The sequence below is a fragment of the Pantoea sp. R102 genome, from assembly GCF_004916815.1.
Lineage (GTDB): Bacteria > Pseudomonadota > Gammaproteobacteria > Enterobacterales > Enterobacteriaceae > Pantoea > Pantoea dispersa.
Genome location: NZ_SDFT01000060.1, coordinates 1 through 22,482 on the forward strand (window position 1 = coordinate 1; position 22,482 = coordinate 22,482).

Consider the following 22,482-nt stretch of genomic DNA (forward strand, 5'->3'; position numbering starts at 1 on the left):
ATTCATGCGCACCTGGATAGCACTGCATAGGCGTAATCAAGGAGATACCCTCGTTTCATTAATTTGTCAGAGTGGGTAAGTTTTAAATCCAGCGCTATGATTAATGAGATAGTTGTAATAACCCCGGATGAATTTCAGCGCTTGCCAGTAATTATAAAATAACTCTCTTTTGATTTGAGTTAGCGCAGCACACCACATCAAATTAAATGCTATCAAAGAATCATTCTCGTTTTATTTCTCCATCAGGAACTTTCTGATTGTTTAAGTGATATTCTGCGCAAGCAGACTTACAAAACATTTACAATCAATTTCACTTAAGTCTTCTATGATGGCAAATACAGGGAAGTTACTGGCGCTAAGCGTCAGCTTATTTACTGCTTCAGCGCTGGCCGCACCGTTGAATCCCGGCGACCGCGACTATATTCAGAACCAGCAGCAACAGCGACTGCAGCAAGACCAGCAGCAGCGAGACGCGCTGTGGAACGCTGCCGCGCCGCAGGCCACAGCATGCAGCGGGGTTATATTACCAGTCGGGCATTTTAACCGAACAGGATTTATCGACTAATGAGCTGGTTATTCCGGTGCTAGAAAGGAAACGCGACGAAATACGCCTCGATGGCCAGCACCAGCGATCGCTGGCCATGTCGTTTCCCGAACTCGACTGTTTTGCAGCGCGGGCTACATTTCACCTCTCGCAAAGCCGGATCTGGAGTATAGGAACTACGCGCACCGATTCAGGCTCGCGGTGCCGACAGGGTGAATTTGTGATATGCGCCCGGACACCGATCCTTTTACTTAAACATTATCGAGAAGCGCGATCTTAACTTATTGAATAAATTTAACTTTAACTGAAAAATAAGATTAACTTTACTTTTTTGATATATTATTCAGGTATGTAAGCATAAACTTTAACTTAGACAAAGAGGATTCCATGATGAATTTTTCGCTTGATAAAAAATTGAAATCATTTGGGTGCAGATTTGGTGCAATATTATTAGGAGTTAATTTAACGACATTTTCCATCTCTGCTTCGCCGTTAATGGCTATTGAGGTGGCTGAAACAGTATCAAATATAAATCACACCTTCGAAGGAATTAATAGAGTAAAAGCCATTTATAAACCAGCGGAAATTGTCGCTTTAATATCTTCACCGTCCAATGGATACTATAACAACCTTGAAGAAAGTTATATCAGTTACGAGAGCAAAGGGTCTGACTGGTTGAAGAGATTTTATATCGACATGAAAATCCCGGAAAATTTATTTATAAAAGAAATCCCACCTCTTGATGGTAAATCTAAAGATGTGAAATACTTTGCTTACATTATCACAAATTTAGATAAAAATTCTTGTAAAATGCTTCATAGTGAGATTAAATCACTTTTTGACTATGAATATATAAACCCGGGCAAGGAAGTCAATACATTAGAGAAAAGAAAGGGTAAATGTGAAGACAAAAAAGACAACGAAATTGTTGTAATGAAATAAGAAACTGCCTGGATTAAAACCTTCTGAAAATAACTAGCTATATCCAGCAAACAAATCGATAGCGCTACGTGAAATCTGACGAAAGCGCTGAGGGATAACCGGGATGTTTTCGCGTAGCGTTGTCATTGTGGATGAGCTAAAGAGATAGTTGAAGCACCGAGGGCGAAGCTAACCGGGTATTCAGTTGTAGGGTGCGCATTGATGCGCACCAGGATAACGCAGTGGTGTCCATCAAACGGACCGGTGGGATAAGTTTTCACATAGTGTAGCCGTGGTGGAATGAGTTGTGGTCCTTGTAAGAGGCGTGAAGGGCGAAACCTAACGACAGCGCGAGGGGGCAGCGGACAGTCTGTTGTAGGGTGCGCATTGATGCGCACCAGGATATCGCCGTGGTGTCCATCAAACGGACCGGTGGGATAAGTTTTCACATAGTATCGCCGTGGTGGAATGAGTTGTGGGCCTGTTAAGAGGCGTGAAGGGCGAAACTGAAGGATTGAGATACGTGATCAGATATCTTATTTAACATAATCATGATTATGCGTACTTTAGCCTGAGAGGTAAATCAGTAACATCCGCACACAGCCCCATTTGTTTAATGGCTGCCAATTATGGCGCACTCACCATATTTAAACCCTCGCCGGCAATAACGGATAACACTTCGTCCAGTTGTAGTTAGTCTTCGCCAGCATCAGTTCTCCCGCCACCGCACCAAAATTGATGTCCTGACGTTCATAAAAGAATTGACGCAAAACTGCGGGTAAAAACTCAGCGCTGTAGCGCAGTAACGTGCTGTGCCAGAATGGTGCCGGAAACGGACTGTTGTCATGCCGCATCAGCAATTCATTTTTCCACTCTGAATCCTGAACCTTGTCGCAGAATGACTGACGCATGGCAATCGCAGGCGTGTCAGGTATGCCCGCAAGCAATAACTGACTGAGTAACGCCACTAAGCGCAGATCCCGAATAACGATTTTTTTCGCAGCAAATTCCTGCCAGATCGTGGTCAATTGCGCCACTTTCGCTGGTAAAGGCTCATTGATGTTATACAGCGGTAAAGTCAGAGGCAAAAAAGTAAAATGAAGGCCTTGCACTGGCAAGGTATCGGCAAGCGGATCAACCTGTGTGAGTCGTTGCAATTCATCAAGCAGACGTAACACCGGTAAGGAAACTGACGGCTTTATCCCTGCGGCAAGCGCCAGTTTTACCGGATCGTAGTAGTTCTCTTCACGGATGTTCCCGATGCCTGCATTTTTCGCCCACAGCGCAATGGTGTTCTCGTTTGCAGAACGGTATCGGGTTTGCAGACTGATTGGTTGCATGTCAGACCTTAGGGTATTTGGATGAGCGCAGATAATTAATTATGAAACGTTTTTTAGCAGATACCCTAGCCTGATTGTAATGAAAACGCGTGATTATCTCATGCCTGTTCAACACCGCTTAAACGATGCGCGATTTGTCTTCGCTCTGACGCATCAAAGCGTCTACAATGCCGGCGAAATTTTTACTGATGAGGATACACAATTGGACACCTGTCCCACACGATTACAATCGGTGCCGATGCTGAGATAGCCTCATCGCTGTCTTAGCCCTGCGTTAAGACGGTGGATTTTCCTCCCCCTTTTTCCTGCGTTCTGTCTGGCCCCGCTGTAATCCATTCTTATAACTCTGAATATCCATTGCCCGGCGGTGATGGAGTGAGGTCTGACATGGACTGGAAAATCTTTTTATTGCGCGTCACGGTCGCGCTGATTCTGGGCGCGCTGATTGGCAGCGAGCGCCAGCTGCGCCAGCGCCTGACCGGGCTGCGCACCAATGCGCTGGTCAGCACCGGTGCCTGTTTGTTTGTGCTGATGACGCAAAGCGTACCGGGAATTGCCGCAGATGCCTCGCGCGTCGCGGCCTATGTGGTTTCCGGCATTGGCTTCCTCGGCGGTGGCGTCATCATGCGCGATGGCCTGAATGTGCGCGGCCTTAACACCGCCGCCACGCTATGGTGTACCGCGGCGATTGGCGTGTTATGCAGCATGGGCTTGCTGCTGGAGGCAGGCATCGGTTGCGTGGTTATTCTGTGCGCCAACATCCTGCTGCGCGAGCTGGCACAGGGCATCAATCGGCAGAGCATCATTACTGCGGAAGACGCCAGCCAGTATTACAAAGTGCAGATCATCTGTCTGGCGGCCGATGAGGTGCAGGTGCGCAGCCTGATGCTGCATAGCCTTGGCGGCAGCGGTCTGCGGCTGCAATCCCTGCACAGTGAGGATCTGGAACTCTCACACCGCATGGCGGTGAATGCGGAAGTGCTGGGTAAACCCAGCCTGACCGATCAGCTGGAAAATCTGGTCAGCCGCATCAGCCTGGAAAAAGGCGTCAGCTCGGTCAGATGGCAGGTGTGTGAGCCGGAGACCGATTGAGTCGTGAAACGCAATGCGGCTGCGCTACCTGCCAAAGCGCAGCCGCAGCGTTGCCGGCAGCACGGTATGCTGGCTGATGGGGTCATCGCCGTTAATCATGGTAGTGAGCAGCGTAAAACACTCCTGCGCCAGGCGCGGCACATCCTGTTCAACGGTATCGATCGGCAGAGTCAGTGAGTCATACAGATAGTGATCGTCAAAGCTGGCCACGCGGATGTCGCTGTGCAGCAGGTGATGCTGGCTCATGTAGCGTAACACCCCTTCCAGCAGGCCGCAGGCGGCGGTGAAAATCGCTTTGGGCGGACGCCCCAGCCGGGCGCACAGTGCGGCAAACATTTCATAACCGCTGCTTGGGTGATAGTTGCCGTGAATGATCCACTCCGGCCGTGGCGTCACACCTGCCCGTTCGAGACCCTGCATGAAACCGGCCAGACGATCTTTGGTGGGTGACAGACGCGGCTGACCGCCGAGGAAATAAATCTCATCCGGATTGGCGCGCGCCAGCCGTTCCACCAGCTCGGCAGTCGGCGTGACCGAATCGGTCATCACCAGCGGCAGCTGCGTGTCATTAACGTAGCGGTCAAACAGCACGATCGGCAGCTGATCGCTCAGTTTAACGTAGTCACTGTCGCTTAACATGCTGGACGCCACAATCAGCCCATCAACCTGACGCGCCACCAGGTTATCCACTACCACCCGCTCCTGCCCGGCGTTCTCGTCAGTGCAGGAGATCAGCAGCTGTAAGCCCGCCTCGCGACATAGATTTTCCAGCGCGTGCGAGAACACGGCAAAACCATGGTTGGTGATCTCCGGCACCACTAAACCCAGCGTATGGCTGCGATTATCGCGCAGCGAGCGCGCGTGAATACTGGCCTGATAGTGATGTTCGCGCGCCAGCGTTAATACCCGTTCACGCGTTTCTTTTGCCACGCGCAACTCTTTGCCACGGCCATTCAGCACCAGGCTGGCGGTGGCTTTGGACACCCCCGCCAGCGCGGCGATATCCGCTATGGTAACGCGTTTGGTTTTTCTCACGTCAGTGCATCGGTTAAGGAAACAATGACTTATTCTACCATGCACGGCCGCAACGACCAGTAGCGCGCCGTCACTTCTGCGTGTCCGGTCAGGGTTAATTGCGCCGGATGCGCCGGGAAGTAGCGGCTGCTCATCACCCCTTCCCCTTCATTAATGAAAATCTCAACGCTGGAGTGATCGCACAGTAACTGGAGCTGACTCACCGCGCCGCGCCAGTAACGGAACTGCCACTCGCCGTTTGCCAGACTGCGCCGCGCGAGCCGCAGCCCGTCGGCGCGCCACTCCAGCCGTAGCTGGTCGGCGAAGTTCAGGGTGATGTCGCCCTGCCCGCTCAGCAGTAACTCCAGCCGCTGCGCATCAATGACCGGCGCATCGGCGGCTGGCCCCTGATAGTGCTGTTCAGCGCTGCGCAGCGCCTGCAGTTCAGTGACCGGACGCTGGAACAGCCGGCCATCGCGCGTGCCCAGTTCGCGCACGCAGGTCATCTGATGGATCCAGCCATTGGCCACCGTGGGCTGCAGCATCTCCTCGCCGTCCGGCACGCCCATCCAGCCCACCAGCAGCCGGCGTCCGTCGGCGGTTAGCGTGGTTTGCGGCGCGTAAAATTCGAAACCGGCGTCAAGCTCATGTAATTCGCCATGGCTAAAGCGGGCGTTAGCGTAATCAAGATCGCCGGACAGCCACGCGCTCGGATGTGCATTGAGAAAACGATGCTGTTCCCGGGCAAGCCCCTGCGGACAGCAAATCAGGAAGGTGCTATCGCCGAGGGTAAACATGTCCGGGCATTCCCACATGTAACTGGCTGCCGCCAGCCCGTTCAGGCCGCTGCCGGCAATCTCGCCCAGATTGTGCCACTCACGCAGGTCCGCCGAGCGCAGCAGCAATACTTTGCCCTGCTTTTGTTGATCCTGCGCACCCAGCACCATGAACCAGTGCTCGCCATGCCGCCACACTTTCGGGTCGCGCACGTGTCCGGTATAGCCGTCGGGCAGCGCGATCACCGGCCCGAGTTTGTCAAAGCCGCCCTGCGCATTCTGCACCGCCAGACACTGCCAGGCGGTGCGCGAACCATCGGCAAACTTCACGTTGCCGGTATAGATCAGGGTCAGCGCGCCATTATCATCAACGGCGCTGCCCGAATAGCAGCCGCTGCGGTCATACTCTTCATCCGGCATTAACGCTATGGGTTCATGCTGCCAGTGCAGCAGATCGGCGGAACTCCAGTGGCCCCAGCATTTATGCTGATGCTGACAGCCCAGCGCATTCCACTGATAGAACAGATGGTAACGCCCGGCGAAGTGAATAAAGCCGTTCGGATCGTTAAGCAATCCGATGACGGGCGCCAGATGCCAGCCCGGATAATGCGGGTCGCGCAGCGCGCGCGGCTGACCGCGCATCACCGCCTGTAAAATATCGGGTAACAATGTAGAAGCCGCCATTATTCCGCATCCGTTTTGTATTTGAGCAGATAAGAGATCACAAATGCGCTGCTGAAGGCAATCACCATGCCAATGGCATAATTAAGCAACGAGCTGGCCTGCACAATCGCCATGCCCGGCAGACCGGTCAGACCGACAGCTGTCATGTACACATGCACCGACACTACCCAGGCCCCGCCCAGCGCGCCGCCAATCAGGCCGGCGATAAAGGGTTTCATAAAGCGCAGGTTGATACCGAAAATCGCCGCCTCGGTAATACCCAGCAGCGCTGAAAAGCCGGACGGCAGCGAAATGGCTTTGATTTTCACATCTTTGGTTTTGAACCATACCGCCAGACAGGCACCGCCCTGCGCCACGTTAGCCATCGCCCAAATCGGCAGCAGGAAGTTGACGCCAATTGCCGGATTGCCCAGCAGCCCGGCTTCAATCGCATGGAAGCTGTGGTGCACGCCGGTGATCACGATAACCGAGTAAAGCCCGCCAAACACCAGTCCGGCCAGCCAGCCGGCATGGGCAATCAGCGTGCTGAGGACGAATGAAATGCCGTCGCCCAGCATCCGTCCTGCCGGACCAATCACCAGCAGCGCAACGAAGCCGGCGATAATCACCGTCAGAAACGGCGTCAGGATCAGATCCAGCGCGTCCGGAATCACCCGGCGCAGTTGCTTCTCCAGCATGCTCATAAACCACACCGCCAGCAGCACCGGAAACACCGTGCCCTGGTAGCCGATCATCGCCACTTCGATACCGAAAAAGTTCATGGTATGGAAGCCGGCCGCCACGCCCCAGGCGTTGGTGAGCGCCGGATGGGTCAGAATGCCGCCGAGCGTGGCACCGAGGAACGGGTTTCCGCCAAACTCGCGTGCCGCGGTAAAGCCAATCAGGATCGGCAGGATGATAAAGGCCGCCGAGCTGCACATATCCAGCATGATATACAGCGCATTATCGGGGTTAACCCAGCCGTAGGTTTTAACCATGCCGAGCAGTCCCATCAGCAGGCCAGAGGCCACAATCGCCGGGATGATCGGTACAAAAATGTTCGACAGCAGACGCGCAATGCGCTGGAACGGATTGAGCTTGCGCGCAGCGATATCCGCCGCTTCCGACTTACTGGTTTCACTGATGCCAGCTTCGCGGATAAACGCGGCATATACTTTATTCACCACGCCAGTGCCAAAAATCACCTGCAGCTGTCCGGCATTGCGAAAACAGCCCTTCACCCCGTCAAGTTTGCCAATCGCGGCGGTGTCGGCTTTGGCGTCATCCACCAGCACCAGGCGCAAACGTGTGGCACAGTGCGCCCCACTGGCGATATTTTCCCGGCCTCCCAGCAGCGGCAGCAGCGACCGGGAAAGAGTAACAAAATCCATAGTAACCTCTGTTTTTGGTTGTTATGCCATCATGCGCTAAGCGGCCCGCACGCGGGCCGTTTCATCAGAACCAGGTTTCCATTTGCACGCCAAAGTTCCACTCGCCACCGGACTTAAAGCCGGTGCTGCCAAAGGCGTCATCGCTGGCGTAGTTATCCAGACGATGATCCCAGTCCATCCAGCTGGCGAACAGGCGGATTTCCGGACGCTTGAGGAATTCGCCCACGTCGCTGGCTTTAAGCGTGGGGGCGACGGTGAGCTTGTAGAAGTTGCCGCTGACGGCCTGGCGATTGTTATAGCCTTCAGGCCGCAGATCCATGTACTGATATGAGCCTTCATACTGCATCTCAAAGTTCTGGGTAAATTCCTGAATCAGGCGCAGATTCACGGTGGCCCACTCATAGCTGTCGCCTTTGACATAGCGGTCTTTGCTGCTCTGCGCCAGCAGCGCCGGCGCGATGTGCCAGCCAGCGCCCAGCGGCGTCATTCCGTAGCTGGCCAGCCGCCAGGTATTCGCCTGCGGCAACAGCGCGCCGTCGGAACCAATGCTCTTCACTTCTGCACCGAGGCCATGACCGTACAGCAGCGCGGTTTTCGCTGAACCTTCACCCAGGCCGTAGAAGCTGTCGTTGTGCAATCCGACCAGGGCGTGCACACCGTCACTGGCGGCATCACTTTTCACGCGGTTGCCGTCAATATCGGTGCGCTGATCGTTATCTTTCGCGCGCATGCCGCTCACCATCAGCTGCAGCGGGCCGACGAAGTTATTCAGCGACAGGATGTAGTTTTGCGCGGTGTTTTCGTTATTTTCGATGTCCCCGAAGGTGCGGCCATAAATCGACAGGTTGCTGCGGGCGTCATCGCCCCACTTCATGTCGTAAATACCGGCCCCGGTTCCGGCGAGAAACACCACATCGGAATCGATCCAATGGATGTCGAAGTTATCGCGGTCGAAACGCTTACCGGCCCACACCGTGGAGTCTTTGAACGCACCGGTGAAGGTCGGTAGCTGCCCCAGTTCGACAAACGCCTGACGCAGGTTGAGATCGCTGCTGGCGGCAGTCCAGTCGTTGTAGGTGCGCTGTCCGTCGGCCAGCATCGCCTTGAAGCGCGTGGTGGCACCGTTGGCCAGCGTTTGTTTATGTTCGAGGTTAAGTTCAACGTAGGTATCCGGCTCATTGCCGAGCCGCCCGACGTGACCGCCGGTCTCACCGGCTGGCGTGACGGTGGGCCCGCCCTGAGTTTTCGCAGCGGAGCTGTTCATCAACAGGCCGGAGCGTGCGTAGCCATGAAACTCAAAGCCCTCTGACTCGCTGCTGGCGGCGGGCGCAACAGGCTGAGCGGCCTGCGGTTCGGTCTGTGCCACGGCAACCGGCGTCGGGTTCTGCTGCTGCACCGTAGCCAGCTTTTGCACCTGCTGTTCCGCCGCTTGCGCGCGCTGCTCCGCCACGCTGGCACGCTGTTCAGCCGCGGCCAGCCGTTTTTCCATCGCCGCCAGACGCGCTTCGATGCTGCTCATGTCGGTTGCGGCCCAGGCTGAACCTGAACCTAATATCGTACTAAGGGTTATAGCGATTAGACTTTTTTTCACTGTTTTGTATCCCTGAGGCAAAGCTATCATCAGATGTATTTATTTTGCTAAACCGGTTTAGGCACCGCATCATAGCGGCGCCGTTTTTTAAAGCGCAATGGATTTTGCTAAACCGGTTTAGTGGATGTGAGATACATCGCAAAACAGGGAAAACGGCAGGGTCAGATACTGTGCTGCTGTAGCTGTTGATAGTTGGGTAACGCGGTCATTGCGCCTTTGGCAGTGGTGGCCAGCGCCCCGCACGCCTGCGCCGTGCGCAGGCAGGCCGCCAGCTGCGCTTCCTCCGCCGGCAGACCCCGCTGCGCCAGTTCCCACAGCAGTCCCGCCACGAAGGCATCGCCGGCACCGGTGGTATCCACGCTGATCACCGCGCGCGCGGGATAGTGAGTTTGCCGGCCATCAAAACAAGCACGCACGCCAGCGCTGCCCTGCGTGACTAACAACAATTTAACGGAGAAGCGCTGCGCCAGTTGCGCGATGCCGCTGTCAATGTCGGCGGTATCCGTCATGAAGGCCAGTTCTTCCACGGAGAGCTTTACTACATCCGCCCGTTGCAGGGCCGCACTGAGGCATTGCAGCAGCTCTGCCGGATCGGACCACAAATCGAGACGGATATTCGGATCGAAGCTGACAAAACCGCCTGCCTCACGCACGCGCTGCATGGCGGTTAACGCCGCCGTGCGCGACGGCTCGGCGAGTAACGCAATCGAACAGCAGTGCAGCCACTCGCCACACTGAAACCGCGGTAAATCGTCTGGCGTGAGAAATAAGTCGGCGCTGGGGCGCACCATGAAGGTAAAGGTACGCTCGCCCTGCTCATCCAGGGCCACGACCACCGTGGAGGTGCGCTGCTGCACATCTTTGCGCATATGGGAAACATCCACCTTTTCCTGCGCCAGGGTCTGACACAAAAACTGGCCAAAAGGATCGTCGCCCACCCGTCCGATAAATCCGCTACTGCCCGCCAGCCGGGCGATACCCACTGCCACGTTGGCGGGCGCGCCACCGGGACACTGCAACAAACGGCCCTCGTCACCAGGCAGCAAATCCACTACGGCATCACCCAGACACCAGATACGTTTCATCATGATTCAGTCTCACTTAATCGCTAAAACGGTTTAGCAAAGCATGCATATTAATCATGAATGCGGGTATTTGTCACCGTGAACAGTCCGGCAGGCTTCAGACTTGTCCGTTGCTGGGATCGGTTTCGCCCTGCCGCATGGTCGTCTGCGTATTGACGTCTATGCTTAAAGTTTTCCAAAACCTTATAAAAATCGGTGTCATTGAGATTTCATTTCGCCACTTGTCCGGAGGCAAAGGCATGAGCAACCCACGCGATGAGAAGACCCAGCGGTATTCACCGCAGCAGGAAGAGACAGAGCGAGCCCGGCTGACAGCCGGTGCCGGTTCCGCCGCGCCGGCCCCCGTCACGGTGCCGGTCACGCTGCAGGTGAACGGCGAACCTCAGCAGCTTAACGTGGATACCCGCACCACGCTGCTGGACGCGCTGCGCGAGCATTTACACCTGACCGGCACCAAAAAAGGCTGCGATCACGGTCAGTGCGGTGCCTGTACCGTGCTGGTCAATGGCCGGCGCATCAACGCCTGCCTCACTCTCGCGGTGATGCAGCAGGATGCCGAAGTGACCACCATTGAAGGCGTCGGCACGCCGGATGATCTGCACCCGCTGCAGTCCGCCTTTATCCGCCACGACGGCTATCAGTGCGGCTACTGCACGCCGGGGCAAATCTGCTCCTCGCTGGCGGTACTGCAGGAAATTGCGGCGGGCATTCCCAGCCATGTCACGGGCGATCTGACCGCCGCGCCAGCGCTGAGCGATGAAGAAATTCGTGAGCGCATGAGCGGCAACCTCTGCCGCTGCGGCGCTTATGCCAACATCCTTGCCGCCATTGAAGAGTACGCCGGAGGCCAGAAAGCATGAGAGCCTTTACCTTTGAACGGGCAGCGACGCCCGCACAGGCTGCCAGCAGCGCGATGCAGCATCCGAGCGCACGCTTTATCGCCGGCGGTACCAATCTGCTTGATCTGATGAAGCTGGAAATTGAAACCCCGGCGCACCTGATTGATGTTAACGGACTGGCGCTGGACAGCATTGAGCCCACCGCCGGGGGCGGCTTACGTATTGGTGCGCTGGTGCGCAATACCGATCTGGCGGCAGACGCGCGCATCCGGCGCGACTATGCCGTGCTGACGCGCGCGCTGGTGGCGGGTGCTTCTGGCCAGCTGCGCAATCAGGCCACCACCGCCGGCAACCTGCTGCAGCGCACGCGCTGTCCCTATTTTTACGATGTTAATCAACCCTGTAACAAGCGTCAGCCGGGTACGGGCTGTGCCGCACGCGAAGGATTCAGCCGCCAGCATGCGGTAGTGGGTGTCAGCGAAGCCTGTATTGCCACCCATCCCAGCGATATGGCGGTGGCGATGCGACTGCTGGATGCGGTGATTGAAACCGTCAGCCCTGATGGCAGCCAGCGCGCCATTCCCATCGCTGAATTCTACTGCGCACCGGGCGACACGCCGCATATCGAAACCGTGCTGCAGCCGGGTGAGCTGATCGTTGCGGTTACCCTGCCTGCACCGCTGGGTGGCACGCACATTTACCGTAAGGTGCGCGATCGCGCTTCTTACGCCTTTGCGCTGGTCTCAGTAGCAGCGGTTATCCTGCCTGAGGGTGGCGGCCGGGTGGCCGTCGGCGGCGTGGCCCATCAGCCGTGGCGCAGCGCGGCGGCGGATGCTGAACTTCCTCACGGGGCGCAGGCGGTCTGCGATGTGCTGTTTGCTGATGCGCGTCCCACTGAAGCCAACCGATACAAACTGTTGCTGGCGCAGCGCACGCTCGCCTCAGCGATCGCGGAAGCGAGGAGCAACGCATGAAATTTGACACACCTGCAACCGCCAATCCTATCGACCAGCAGCGCGTCGTCGGCCAGCCGCTGGCACGCATCGACGGGCCGTTAAAAACCACCGGCTCGGCGCATTACGCCTATGAATGGCACGCTGAAGCACCGGATGCGGCCTACGGTTATGTGGTCGGCGCGCCAGTTGCCAAAGGCAATATTCTCTCGATTGACACCCACGCCGCAGCACAGGCACCGGGCGTGCTCGGCATCGTCACCGGAGCAACCGCCGGTAAGCTCAACAAGGCAGAGCGCAACACCGCGACGCTGCTGGCAAATAATAAAATCGAACACTACCACCAGGCCGTGGCGCTGGTGGTGGCGGAGACCTTTGAGCAGGCACGTGCAGCCGCGCAGCTGGTTAAGGTTAACTGCCAGGCTGAAACGGGAGCTTACGATCTTGAAGCGGCCCAGCCAGAGGTGACAACGTCACCCGAAGGTGAGCCGGATAAAACACTGGGCGACGTCGATGCTGCCCTGCACAGCGCAGCCTTTACGCTGGACGCCACCTACACCACGCCCGATCAAAGCCATATGGCAATGGAACCGCACGCTTCCATGGCGCTGTGGCAGGACGATCACCTGACGGTCTGGACCTCGAATCAGATGATTAACTGGTGCCATACCGACCTGGCGCACACGCTCGACATGCCGATGGAAAAGGTGCGCGTGCTGTCTCCTTACGTCGGCGGTGGCTTCGGCAGCAAACTGTTTTTACGAAGCGATGCGCTGCTGGCGGCTCTGGGGGCGCGCGCCGTGGGACGCGCGGTGAAAGTGATGGTGCCGCGCCCGATGATCCCCAACAACACCACGCACCGGCCAGCGACGCGGCAGCGCATCCGATTAGCTACCGATGCGCAAGGCCATCTCACCGCCATTGCCCATGAAAGCTGGTCCGGTAATCTGCCGGGCGGAACGCCGGAAACTGCGGTGCAGCAGACTGAATTACTCTACGCCGCCGCCAACCGGCTTACCGGGCTGCGCCTCGCCGAACTCGATCTGCCCGAGGGCAACGCGATGCGTGCGCCGGGTGAAGCGCCCGGTCTGATGGCGCTGGAGATCGCCATGGATGAAATGGCCGCCATCGCCGGTATCGACCCGGTTGAGTTTCGCATCATCAATGATACACAGGTCGATCCGCTGCATCCGGAGCGCTTCTTTTCACGCCGCCAGCTGGTGCAATGCCTGCGCACCGGCGCCAGCAAATTTGGCTGGGCGGAGCGCAGTGCGCAACCCGGGCAGCGGCGCGAGGGGCGCTGGCTGGTGGGCATGGGCGTGGCAGCCGGTTTCCGTAACAACCTGCTGGCGCCCTCTGCCGCGCGCGTGCAGCTGGATGCGCAAGGCACAATCACTGTCGAAACCGACATGACCGATATCGGCACCGGCAGCTACACCATCATTGCCCAGACGGCAGCCGAGATGATGGGCGTGCCGATTGAGCAGGTCAGCGTGCGGCTCGGCGATTCGGCGTTTCCTGTCTCGGCGGGTTCGGGTGGCCAGTGGGGAGCCAATACTTCCACGGCCGGGGTGTATGCGGCCTGCGTCCGGCTACGCGAGAAGGTTGCCGCACAGTTGGGTCTCGATGCGGAAAGCGCAGAGTTTGCCGATGGGCACATTCACGCCAACGGGCAGCGCCTGCCGCTCACTGCGGCGGGTCCGCTGATGGCGGAAGAGACCATGGAATTCGGCGATCTGGACAAAACCTTCCAGCAATCCACTTTTGCCGGCCATTTTGTTGAAGTGGCGGTCGACAGTGCCACCGGCGAAGTGCGCGTGCGGCGCATGCTGGCGGTGTGTGCCGCGGGGCGCATCCTCAACCCCAAAACCGCGCGTAGCCAGGTGATCGGCGCGATGACCATGGGCCTCGGCGCCGCGCTGATGGAGGAGCTGGCGGTGGACACCCGGCTCGGCTACTTCGTCAATCACGACATGGCAGGCTATGAAGTGCCGGTACACGCCGATGTGCCCGAGCAGGAGGTGATTTTCCTCGATGATACCGATCCGGTCTCTTCGCCGATGAAAGCCAAAGGCGTCGGTGAACTGGGGCTGTGTGGCGTCGGTGCCGCGCTGGTTAATGCGGTCTACAATGCAACCGGCATTCGGGTGAGAGACTATCCGGTGACGCTGGATAAGTTACTTGCCGCGCTGCCCGATCAGCCGTAATGCAGGTCCCTTCCGCCAGTGCATGCTGGCTGGCGGAGGGTGGAAAAGCGTAAGTGGCTAAGCTGTCAGGACTAGTTAACAGGTCACCAAACTGATAATATTGAGACCTGTTAACCAGTCTGGAGAGACGTATGCCAAACATCATTCTCAGCGATATGAGCGCCAGCGTCAGTGAATTAAAAAAGAATCCTATGGCGACCGTCAATGCGGGAGAAGGCTTGCCGGTGGCGATTCTTAATCGTAATCAGCCCGCCTTTTATTGTGTTCCCGCACAACTTTACGAGCAAATGCTGGAGGCGCTGGACGATCAGGAACTGGTTAAAAAGGTAACTGAACGCCACCAGCAGCCGCTGATTGACGTGGATTTGGACAGCTTTCTGTGACATGGACAGTTAAGTTCAGGGAAGAAGCCCTGAAGGAGTGGCATAAGCTGGATAAAGCCATTCAGCAGCAGTTTGCCAAAAAGCTCAAAAAATGTTGTGAAAATCCTCATATCCCTTCGGCCAAATTGCGTGGCATTAAAGACTGCTACAAAATTAAACTCAGGGCTTCCGGGTTTCGCCTGGTTTATCAGGTAATTGATGACCAGTTGATCATCGCCGTGGTCGCGGTCGGTAAACGCGAGCGCAGCGACGTTTATCATCTTGCCAGTGACAGAATGCGCTAACGCGTGACGCCGGCCTTTTGCGGCCAGCGTCACTGCGGTGATTAATGCTCTCAGCGCCCCGCTTCCTTCGCCAGCCCGCACCAGTGCACCAGCGTCAGCGCAATGGCTTTGGTGCAGGCCACCAGATCGGCAATCGGCACATGTTCGTTAGGCTGATGCGACAGCGCCGGATCGCCGGGACCAAAGTTGACCGTCGGCGTCTGGCCTAACGTGCTGGGCAGGCCGATGTCGCTGTGGGCACCAAAGCCGGCCAGCTGCGGGCTCAGTGCCGCGTCACTCACGCCCTGCTGAAAAGCGCTGACAAAAGGATGATCGGCCGGGATCTCGGCGCAGTCGGCGTCCAGTATCCACTCTACGCGCGCCGGATGCTTTGCCAGGTAAGGATCCAGCGCACACACCTTCGCCACGTGCGCCTCAATCTCCTGTTTTACCTTACCGCCCAGCCCCACCGGCACATCCAGCGCCGCGTTATAGCGGAACCACGGATAGCGATCGCGCTGCCAGTCATCCGGCGCTTCGTGCTGCTGTCCGGCCACAAACGACTGACGAAACAGGCCGTACTGATAGTTGAGGCCGTGCCCCATCGCCGGCTGGCCGACCGTCGCCATCGCATCCATGTAGCAGGCCGCGAGCCGTCCCAGACCGCCGTTGCCCAGCGCCGGATCGACCTCCTCCTCCAGCAGTTCATTCAGCTCAACCTCGTGCTCTGCCAGCGCGGCGGCCACCTCGTTATACCAGCCGAGATTGAGCAGGTTATTACCGGTCAGCCGGCCGGGCAGAAACTCCATTGAGAGATAATTAACGTGGCGCTGAGCACTTTTCGGCGGCACGGGCGGCTGTGCGGCGAGCAGTTCCATCAGCGCCCGGCTGAGCGCCTGCCACCACTGATGCGGCGTCATCTGCCGGGCGGAAGTCAGTCCGAGCTGCTGCCACTGGCGGGTCAGTGCGGCGTCAAAGCGGGTTTTATTGAATTTTAGCGGCGACATAGTGCATCCCTTTGCATCCGAAACGGTAAACACGGGCAAGCGCAAATCTGAAAGAGTAAGTTAAGCCGCGGACGCTGAAAAAAGCGACAGGGAAATGAAGAAGCAGTGAAAAAAGGCATGCCGCTGCGGCCTGGTCGCCATCAATGGCGACCCTACAATACGGCACAATGCGCTAAGGGTGCGGTTTGGTAACGATGGCCAGGTGCCTCACAGGGTGCGCATTGATGCGCACCTGGGAAATCAGCACAGCTCCAGATGCACTTCGTGCTGTTCAATCACCTTCAGTACGCTTAACGGCGGGGTTTGATCGGTATACAGGTAATCAATCAGGCTCATGTTGCCAAGGTTAACCATGGCGTTACGGCCAAACTTCGAGTGATCCACCACCAGCATCACGCAGCGCGAGTTCTCGATAATGGCGCGTTTGGTGCGCACTTCGTGATAGTCGAACTCCAGCAGCGAACCGTCCATATCAATACCGCTGATGCCGAGAATGCCGTAATCGAGCCGGAACTGCGAGATAAAATCGAGCGTGGCTTCCCCCATGATACCGCCGTCGCGCGTGCGCACTTCACCGCCGGCGATAATTACGCGGAAATCCGGCTTGCCCATCAGCAAAATCGCCACGTTGAGGTTGTTGGTGACGATACGCAGATTGTTGTGGTTGAGCAGCGCATGCGCAACCGCTTCCGGCGTGGTGCCGATATCAATAAACAGCGTAGCGCCGTCCGGGATCTGGCTCGCCACACGCTCGGCGATGCGTGCCTTTTCCGCCGACCACATCATTTTGCGATCCTGCCACGCGGTGTTTTCCGAGCTGGAAGGCAGCGCCGCGCCGCCGTGATGGCGCTGAATTTTATTTTGATCGGCCAGATCGTTCAGATCGCGCCGGATAGTCTGCGGGCTGACCTCAAAGTGATCCACCAGCTCTTCCGTACTGACATACCCCTGACGCCGGACCAGATCGATAATGGCGTCATGACGTTGCGTCTGCTTCACATCTCTCTCCTCGGCTCAAGGCCGTGTTCTTTTTATCCTGCTGCTAGCGACGTGCGCGTTTGCGCGTATCAACGAACGCCATCGCCAGCCCCACCAGCAAACCGGTGACGTGCGCAGCGTTCGCGATCGACAGGCCAAAGGCGCCGTACCAGCCAATCACCAGCCATACAATAGCGAAGCCAATCAGGCCGCGCTCGAGATAAATGCCACTTTCGGGATCGCGCTCGCCGCGCAGCCAGCAGTAGCCCATCAGCGCATAGACCACGCCGGACAGCCCGCCAAACAGCACGCCGCTGAATTTCGCCTGCATCCAGCCGCTCAGCAGCGCTGAAATCAGCATGATAACGAACAGCTTGCCGCTGCCGAGGCGCTTCTCTACCGCACCGCCGAGATACCACCACCACATCAGGTTGAACAGAATGTGCAGCAGCGAGAAGTGCAGCAGCGCGTGGCTGAACCAGCGCCACACCTGAAAATACTGGGAGGAATCCGCCGGCCAGGCCAGCCAGCCGAGTACCACATCGTCGCCGACAATCTGCATCAGGATAAACACCGCCACGCAGGCGATCATGATGGTCAGTGTGAGCGGACCTGCGCGTTCGCGAATGTTTGCCCAGATATTGCCACGCTCATAACGCAGACCGCTGTCGGTGGTACCGCTGTGCCAGCTCGCCGCCTGATAGCGTGGATGGTTGGGATCGCGCACGAACTGCGCGAGTTCGTTTTCGACCATCTCCAGCTTGCTGTCGTCATCCAGCACAATGACACAGTGACTTTCGCGCTCAATGCGCAGCGTGACACCACGCGTCGCCATGTAATCGACAAACGCCTGCGCCATGCGCGGCTGGTTAAACTGGGTGATGCGCATCATGCGGTGCTCTCCTTCCTTTAATCGGTCAATCAGAGGCTGCCGGTGGCGACCTGCGTCGGAAACGCCGCGCGCCAGGCATCAAAACCGCCGTCGATGCTGTAGACGTCGCTAAAGCCCTGGCTTAACAGGAACTGCGCCGCGCCTTTACTGCTGTTACCGTGATAGCACATCACCAGCACCGGCTGGTCGTGCCGGGCGCCGGCGATAAACGTCGCCAGGTTGTCATTGGTCAGATGTTGCGCACCGGTGGCGTGGCCCATGGCGAAGCTTTGCGGATCGCGGATGTCTACCAGTTGCGCTCCCTGTGCCAGATGTTCGTTAGCCTGCAGGACGTTAATACACTCGAAGGTTTCCATGGGTCTCTCATTACCTCGTCATCAATTGGCGTTAGTTTACCCTGATAAGCCGCCGCTATAACCTGACAAATCCTGTGGATATGTGATTTTTTTCCTGCCGAAATGTTAGCTATATCACGCAAGAATGTTTTTATTGAGTTAAGCGCTGGCGTCAATGTTGGTTTCCGATTATTATTACGCTCGAAAACGAACATTTTAGAACTATTCCGAACATCGGAGGAGATGACGTGGAAACCAAAGACCTGATCGTGATCGGCGGCGGCATCAACGGTGCCGGCATTGCAGTGGATGCTGCAGGACGCGGCCTGTCAGTGCTGATGCTGGAAGCGCGGGATTTGGCCTGTGCAACCTCCTCTGCCAGTTCCAAGCTGATTCACGGTGGCCTGCGCTATCTGGAACATTACGAATTCCGTCTGGTGGGCGAAGCCCTGGCCGAACGTGAAGTGCTGCTGAAAATGGCGCCGCACATCGCCTTCCCGATGCGTTTCCGTCTGCCACACCGCCCGCATCTGCGTCCGGCGTGGATGATCCGCATGGGCCTGTTTATGTACGATCGCCTCGGTAAGCGCACTACGCTGCCAGGCAGTAAAGGTCTGCGTTTTGGCGCGGAATCGGCCCTGAAGCCTGAAATTACGCGCGGTTTCGAATATTCCGACTGCTGGGTAGACGATGCGCGCATGGTGGTGCTTAACGCGCAGGAAGTGGTGAAACAGGGCGGCGAAGTGCGCACCCGCACCCGCGTAACCCGCGCCTGGCGTGAAGCCGGCCTGTGGATGGTGGAAGCGGAAGACGTCGATACCGGCAAAACCTACACCTGGCGCGCCAAAGGGCTGGTTAACGCCGCCGGCCCCTGGGTGAAGCAGTTCTTTGACGATGGCCTGAAACTGAAATCGCCGTACGGTATTCGCCTGATCAAAGGCAGCCATATTGTGGTGCCGCGCGTGCACACCGAGAAGCAGGCTTACATTCTGCAGAACGAAGATAATCGCATCGTGTTTGTGATTCCGTGGATGGATGAGTTTTCGATCATCGGTACCACCGACGTCGAATACAAAGGCGATCCGAAAAATGTCAAAATCGATGACAATGAAATCAGCTATCTGCTGAAGGTGTATAACGCGCACTTTAAAAAGCAGCTGACCAGCGACGACATCGTCTGGACCTACTCCGGCGTGCGTCCGCTGTGCGATGATGAATCCGATTCACCGCAGGCGATCACCCGTGATTACACGCTGGACGTGCACGACGACAACGGTCAGGCACCGCTGCTTTCCGTGTTCGGCGGCAAGCTGACCACCTATCGCAAGCTGGCGGAGCATGCGCTGGAGAAACTGGCGAAATACTACCCCGATGCCGGTCCGGCGTGGACCAAAAACGCCGTGCTGCCAGGCGGTGATTTCTCCGGTACGCGTGAAGATTACGCTGCCAGCCTGCGCCGTCGCTATCCGTTCATCAGCGAAGGCATGGCGCGTCACTTCGCCCGCACCTACGGCAGCCGTACTGAAGTGCTGCTGGAAGGCGCGAAGAGCCGTGAAGATTTGGGTGAAAACTTTGGCCACGAATTCTACGAAGCCGAACTGCGTTACCTGGTGAAACACGAGTGGGTGCGCGAGCTGGACGACGCCATCTGGCGCCGTACCAAACAGGGTATGTGGCTGAGCGAAGCCGAACAGGCGCGCATCCGCGACTGGCTGGCAGAAAACGGCCAGAAACCGGCGCTGTCGCTGGCTTCCTAATCGGCTTAAGCATTGTCCTCAACCCCGCCACCGCGCGGGGTTTTGTTTTTTCTCTTTTTGTGTTGGCGAGAGGTTATTCACACAAGATACTGCACCAGATCAATTCTCACCGCTCCGCTTACTGACTAAATAATCCGCGACTGGATTAACGGACTCGTCAGTAACAGGGAGCATCACGCATGGCTTTAGCCACTTTTCCGCTCAATATCTTCACCACACAGCGCATGTTTAATGACTATGGCGCTGACGATATGCGCTACGGCGATATCTGTGAACGCCGGATGAAAAACGAATTCGGCCTCACCCACATTTCCAATGTGGTCGACCCATGGAACATGACGCGGCTGCATCCCTTCCATAATCCCCAGTCGCGCTTTGCTGGTGCTTATGAGAAACCTGGCGAAAAGCTTTCACCGCTGGAGTGCGCCAGGCTGCTGTTTGCTGAGATGCAAACCACGTCATTACCTTTCGCGCTTGTTGGCCCGCAACGTTTCCTGATAAATAAGATGCTGGAGCATTTTATGCGCTCCAGCGGCCTGCCGTTTCGGGATTTGTCGCTGGATATGGCATATAAAGACAGAATTCTCAACGACAAGAGTGATAACAGCACTCGCCTGATCATTACGGACTTTCTGAATGCTAATCTCGACTACAAAAATGGATGTTTGCCTTCAACGAGCGTCTCTTTCCTGAAAAAAGAAATTGGCCGGACGATTCTCCCCAAATTCGACTCTTTCACAGACAGAATCAATGGGCTGGGCATAACGGTGCATGACGTGCATGCAACAAAGATAGATATAATGCATCTTACATTAGCGGGAAATCGCTGGAAGGCGAGACTTCGCTACCATGGACAGGATCATTTTGGCCTCGACATTGCTGATATTCACAAGGCAAAATTTCGCCAGTTTCAATTCTTTAAGATCTGGTTTATTCTGCAGCGTAGCGATAAATTTGGTTTTCGTCCGTTCCTGACAGACATGGAAGCAATAATTGATATTGAAGGAGGCGCCTGATGAAAATATTAATTCTAATAATTATATTTATCGGCGGTAGTTTACTCTTTTTTTATCCCATCTCTTCACCACCTGTCCATGTTATAGCGGTGCATCATTCTGATGGAATTACTGATATTCTTGTCAATGATCTTCCTCACTCTCAACAGAAAGCGATTGCATGGTGGCAAAGTAACAGGCGAACTATCCTGGCTGAGTATCAGATCCCCGCAATAGATAATGGTAACTTTAATAGTGTATCTTTTTTCAGATTTGGCAAAGGCTATCAGGAGCTGGAAAAAAAAGATCGCTTATGCTTTGGGGACATGGCACCGCCCCGAAATTGCATTGACAAATTACTATTAATGTCAGTATCCGTGACGCGTGAGAGAAATTTCCTCTATAGATTTCAGCAAGGTGTCTACATCGAAACGCCAGATGGCAAGGTGATTAAAAAAGAGCAACATTAATATAAAAAACCAATTACGCCGCTAGCAATACGCATACATACCGTAGCGGCGCAATTCATTGCGCTAACTGACCGTCAATCTTACAACCCGGCATTGTCACGAATATATTTACGGGCTTTTACTGCATATTCGAATGGGTTAGCGATGGCCGGATCCTGTTCCGCTTCGACCACCATCCAGCCTTTATAGCCGTAATCATCGAGGATTTTGAATACCGGTTTGAAATCGATAACGCCATCGCCTGGTACGGTGAAGGTGCCTTTCTTCACTCCGTCGAGGAACGACAGCGAGTTTGCGCGCACCTCTGCCACCACGCTGTCACGCACATCCTTCAGATGCACGTGGAAAATACGCGGCAGATGCTGGGTCAGCACATCCAGCATCACCTGCTGTGATCCTTCGGAGTAGTAAATGTGGCCGGTGTCGTACAGCAGACCGACGTTATCGTTGGTCATTGCCATAAAACGGTCGATTTCGGCTGGCGTCTGAATGCCGGTGCCCATGTGATGATGCAGCGTCACGCGCATCCCTTTCTGCGCCGCGATCGCCGCCAGTTCGTTGTAACCTTCTGCCGTCAGGCGCCACTCTTCGTCCGTGAAAACCGGCTTCTGCTCCAGCACCGGCAGCGACGTGCCCTGAATGCTTTTGCTCTGTTCCGAGCAGCCAATCACGCGCGCGCCCATGGCGTGCAGGAAATTCATGTGATTGATGAACTGATCGATGGTTTTCGCTTTGTCACCGTTGGCAAAAAAGGTACTAAACCAGGCGTTACAAATCTGCATACCGCGGATATCCAGCATCGGCTTCAGCACCGCCGGATCGCGCGGATACTTGCTGCCCACTTCGCTGCCGGTGAAACCCGCCAGCGCCATTTCGCTGACCGTTTGCTGGAAAGTATTTTCGCTGCCGAGTTCCGGCATGTCGTCGTTGGTCCAGCCAATCGGCGCAATCGCCAGTTTGACGTTCTCTTGGTTCATTTTCAGCTC

The 22,482-nt window shown here is 56.2% G+C and carries 22 protein-coding genes; 11 read left to right on the forward strand and 11 right to left on the reverse strand.

Annotated elements, in window-relative coordinates:
• Positions 1–325 precede the first annotated feature (325 nt).
• Positions 326–565, forward strand: coding sequence for a hypothetical protein (locus tag ERD80_RS22650; RefSeq protein WP_058781467.1), 240 nt, complete (start codon positions 326–328; stop codon positions 563–565).
• 366 nt (positions 566–931) lie between these two features.
• Complete coding sequence (locus ERD80_RS08345) at positions 932–1,486, forward strand: hypothetical protein (protein ID WP_136546502.1); 555 nt, start codon at positions 932–934, stop codon at positions 1,484–1,486.
• 626 nt (positions 1,487–2,112) lie between these two features.
• Here ERD80_RS08345 and ERD80_RS08350 read toward each other — a convergent pair.
• A complete protein-coding gene (locus tag ERD80_RS08350; protein ID WP_136546504.1) occupies positions 2,113–2,805 on the reverse strand; it encodes a hypothetical protein in 693 nt (230 codons plus the stop codon).
• A 387-nt stretch (positions 2,806–3,192) separates the two neighbouring features.
• Here ERD80_RS08350 and ERD80_RS08355 point away from each other — a divergent pair, with 387 nt between their 5' ends.
• The gene (locus ERD80_RS08355) at positions 3,193–3,897 is read left to right on the forward strand and encodes an MgtC/SapB family protein (RefSeq protein ID WP_136546506.1); all 705 of its coding nucleotides are present in this window, start codon (positions 3,193–3,195) and stop codon (positions 3,895–3,897) included.
• 24 nt (positions 3,898–3,921) lie between these two features.
• On the opposite strand, the gene ERD80_RS08360 is transcribed toward ERD80_RS08355, so the two are convergent.
• The 5 genes from ERD80_RS08360 to ERD80_RS08380 all read right to left on the reverse strand — a co-directional run bounded on the left by ERD80_RS08360 (position 3,922) and on the right by ERD80_RS08380 (position 10,420).
• Positions 3,922–4,932 (reverse strand): substrate-binding domain-containing protein, encoded by a 1,011-nt coding sequence (locus tag ERD80_RS08360; RefSeq protein WP_058758751.1) that lies wholly within the window; start codon positions 4,930–4,932, stop codon positions 3,922–3,924.
• A 29-nt stretch (positions 4,933–4,961) separates the two neighbouring features.
• Entirely contained in the window at positions 4,962–6,371 is a 1,410-nt protein-coding gene (locus ERD80_RS08365; protein ID WP_136546508.1) for a sucrose-6-phosphate hydrolase, read from the reverse strand.
• Positions 6,371–7,741, reverse strand: coding sequence for a sucrose-specific PTS transporter subunit IIBC (locus tag ERD80_RS08370; RefSeq protein ID WP_136546510.1), 1,371 nt, complete (start codon positions 7,739–7,741; stop codon positions 6,371–6,373). The genes ERD80_RS08365 and ERD80_RS08370 overlap by 1 nt, the downstream gene beginning before the upstream one ends.
• A 64-nt stretch (positions 7,742–7,805) precedes the next feature.
• Complete coding sequence (locus ERD80_RS08375; RefSeq protein WP_136546512.1) at positions 7,806–9,332, reverse strand: carbohydrate porin; 1,527 nt, start codon at positions 9,330–9,332, stop codon at positions 7,806–7,808.
• A gap of 161 nt (positions 9,333–9,493) precedes the next feature.
• Positions 9,494–10,420 carry an aminoimidazole riboside kinase gene (locus ERD80_RS08380; RefSeq protein WP_136546514.1) on the reverse strand — a complete coding sequence of 309 codons (927 nt, stop codon included), beginning with the start codon at positions 10,418–10,420 and terminating at the stop codon, positions 9,494–9,496.
• Positions 10,421–10,656: 236 nt separating this feature from the next.
• On the opposite strand from ERD80_RS08380, the gene paoA reads away from it, so the two are divergent.
• From paoA to ERD80_RS08405, 5 genes are all read left to right on the forward strand, one after another.
• Positions 10,657–11,277 (forward strand): aldehyde dehydrogenase iron-sulfur subunit PaoA, encoded by a 621-nt coding sequence (gene paoA / locus ERD80_RS08385; protein WP_136546516.1) that lies wholly within the window; start codon positions 10,657–10,659, stop codon positions 11,275–11,277.
• The gene (locus ERD80_RS08390; RefSeq protein WP_136546518.1) at positions 11,274–12,230 is read left to right on the forward strand and encodes a xanthine dehydrogenase family protein subunit M; all 957 of its coding nucleotides are present in this window, start codon (positions 11,274–11,276) and stop codon (positions 12,228–12,230) included. Before paoA ends, ERD80_RS08390 begins: the two co-directional genes overlap by 4 nt.
• Positions 12,227–14,416, forward strand: a complete 2,190-nt coding sequence (gene paoC, locus ERD80_RS08395; RefSeq protein ID WP_136546520.1) for an aldehyde oxidoreductase molybdenum-binding subunit PaoC — start codon at positions 12,227–12,229, stop codon at positions 14,414–14,416. The genes ERD80_RS08390 and paoC overlap by 4 nt, the downstream gene beginning before the upstream one ends.
• 131 nt (positions 14,417–14,547) lie before the next feature.
• Entirely contained in the window at positions 14,548–14,799 is a 252-nt protein-coding gene (locus ERD80_RS08400) for a type II toxin-antitoxin system Phd/YefM family antitoxin (RefSeq protein WP_088517619.1), read from the forward strand.
• Complete coding sequence (locus tag ERD80_RS08405) at positions 14,796–15,083, forward strand: type II toxin-antitoxin system RelE/ParE family toxin (protein WP_058770149.1); 288 nt, start codon at positions 14,796–14,798, stop codon at positions 15,081–15,083. Before ERD80_RS08400 ends, ERD80_RS08405 begins: the two co-directional genes overlap by 4 nt.
• 50 nt (positions 15,084–15,133) lie before the next feature.
• On the opposite strand, the gene ERD80_RS08410 is transcribed toward ERD80_RS08405, so the two are convergent.
• From ERD80_RS08410 to glpE, 4 genes are all read right to left on the reverse strand, one after another.
• Complete coding sequence (locus ERD80_RS08410; RefSeq protein WP_136546522.1) at positions 15,134–16,069, reverse strand: M20/M25/M40 family metallo-hydrolase; 936 nt, start codon at positions 16,067–16,069, stop codon at positions 15,134–15,136.
• Positions 16,070–16,309: 240 nt separating this feature from the next.
• Positions 16,310–17,068 (reverse strand): DeoR/GlpR family transcriptional regulator, encoded by a 759-nt coding sequence (locus tag ERD80_RS08415; RefSeq protein WP_058759319.1) that lies wholly within the window; start codon positions 17,066–17,068, stop codon positions 16,310–16,312.
• 43 nt (positions 17,069–17,111) lie between these two features.
• Positions 17,112–17,936 carry a rhomboid family intramembrane serine protease GlpG gene (gene glpG, locus ERD80_RS08420; protein WP_058759383.1) on the reverse strand — a complete coding sequence of 275 codons (825 nt, stop codon included), beginning with the start codon at positions 17,934–17,936 and terminating at the stop codon, positions 17,112–17,114.
• Between the two features lie 32 nt (positions 17,937–17,968).
• Positions 17,969–18,295 (reverse strand): thiosulfate sulfurtransferase GlpE, encoded by a 327-nt coding sequence (glpE, locus tag ERD80_RS08425; protein WP_021313438.1) that lies wholly within the window; start codon positions 18,293–18,295, stop codon positions 17,969–17,971.
• A 227-nt stretch (positions 18,296–18,522) separates the two neighbouring features.
• Here glpE and glpD point away from each other — a divergent pair, with 227 nt between their 5' ends.
• The 3 genes from glpD to ERD80_RS08445 all read left to right on the forward strand — a co-directional run bounded on the left by glpD (position 18,523) and on the right by ERD80_RS08445 (position 21,496).
• Positions 18,523–20,031: a glycerol-3-phosphate dehydrogenase gene (gene glpD / locus ERD80_RS08435; protein WP_058759321.1), complete on the forward strand. Its 1,509-nt coding sequence runs from the start codon at positions 18,523–18,525 to the stop codon at positions 20,029–20,031.
• A gap of 179 nt (positions 20,032–20,210) precedes the next feature.
• Positions 20,211–21,047: a DUF3289 family protein gene (locus tag ERD80_RS08440; protein WP_136546526.1), complete on the forward strand. Its 837-nt coding sequence runs from the start codon at positions 20,211–20,213 to the stop codon at positions 21,045–21,047.
• Positions 21,047–21,496: a DUF943 family protein gene (locus ERD80_RS08445; protein ID WP_136546528.1), complete on the forward strand. Its 450-nt coding sequence runs from the start codon at positions 21,047–21,049 to the stop codon at positions 21,494–21,496. Before ERD80_RS08440 ends, ERD80_RS08445 begins: the two co-directional genes overlap by 1 nt.
• Before the next feature lie 80 nt (positions 21,497–21,576).
• Here the strand turns inward: ERD80_RS08445 and iolE are convergent, their stop codons facing one another.
• On the reverse strand, positions 21,577–22,473 hold the full coding sequence (iolE, locus tag ERD80_RS08450; RefSeq protein WP_058770955.1) for a myo-inosose-2 dehydratase: 897 nt from the start codon (positions 22,471–22,473) through the stop codon (positions 21,577–21,579).
• Between the last annotated feature and the right edge of the window lie 9 nt (positions 22,474–22,482).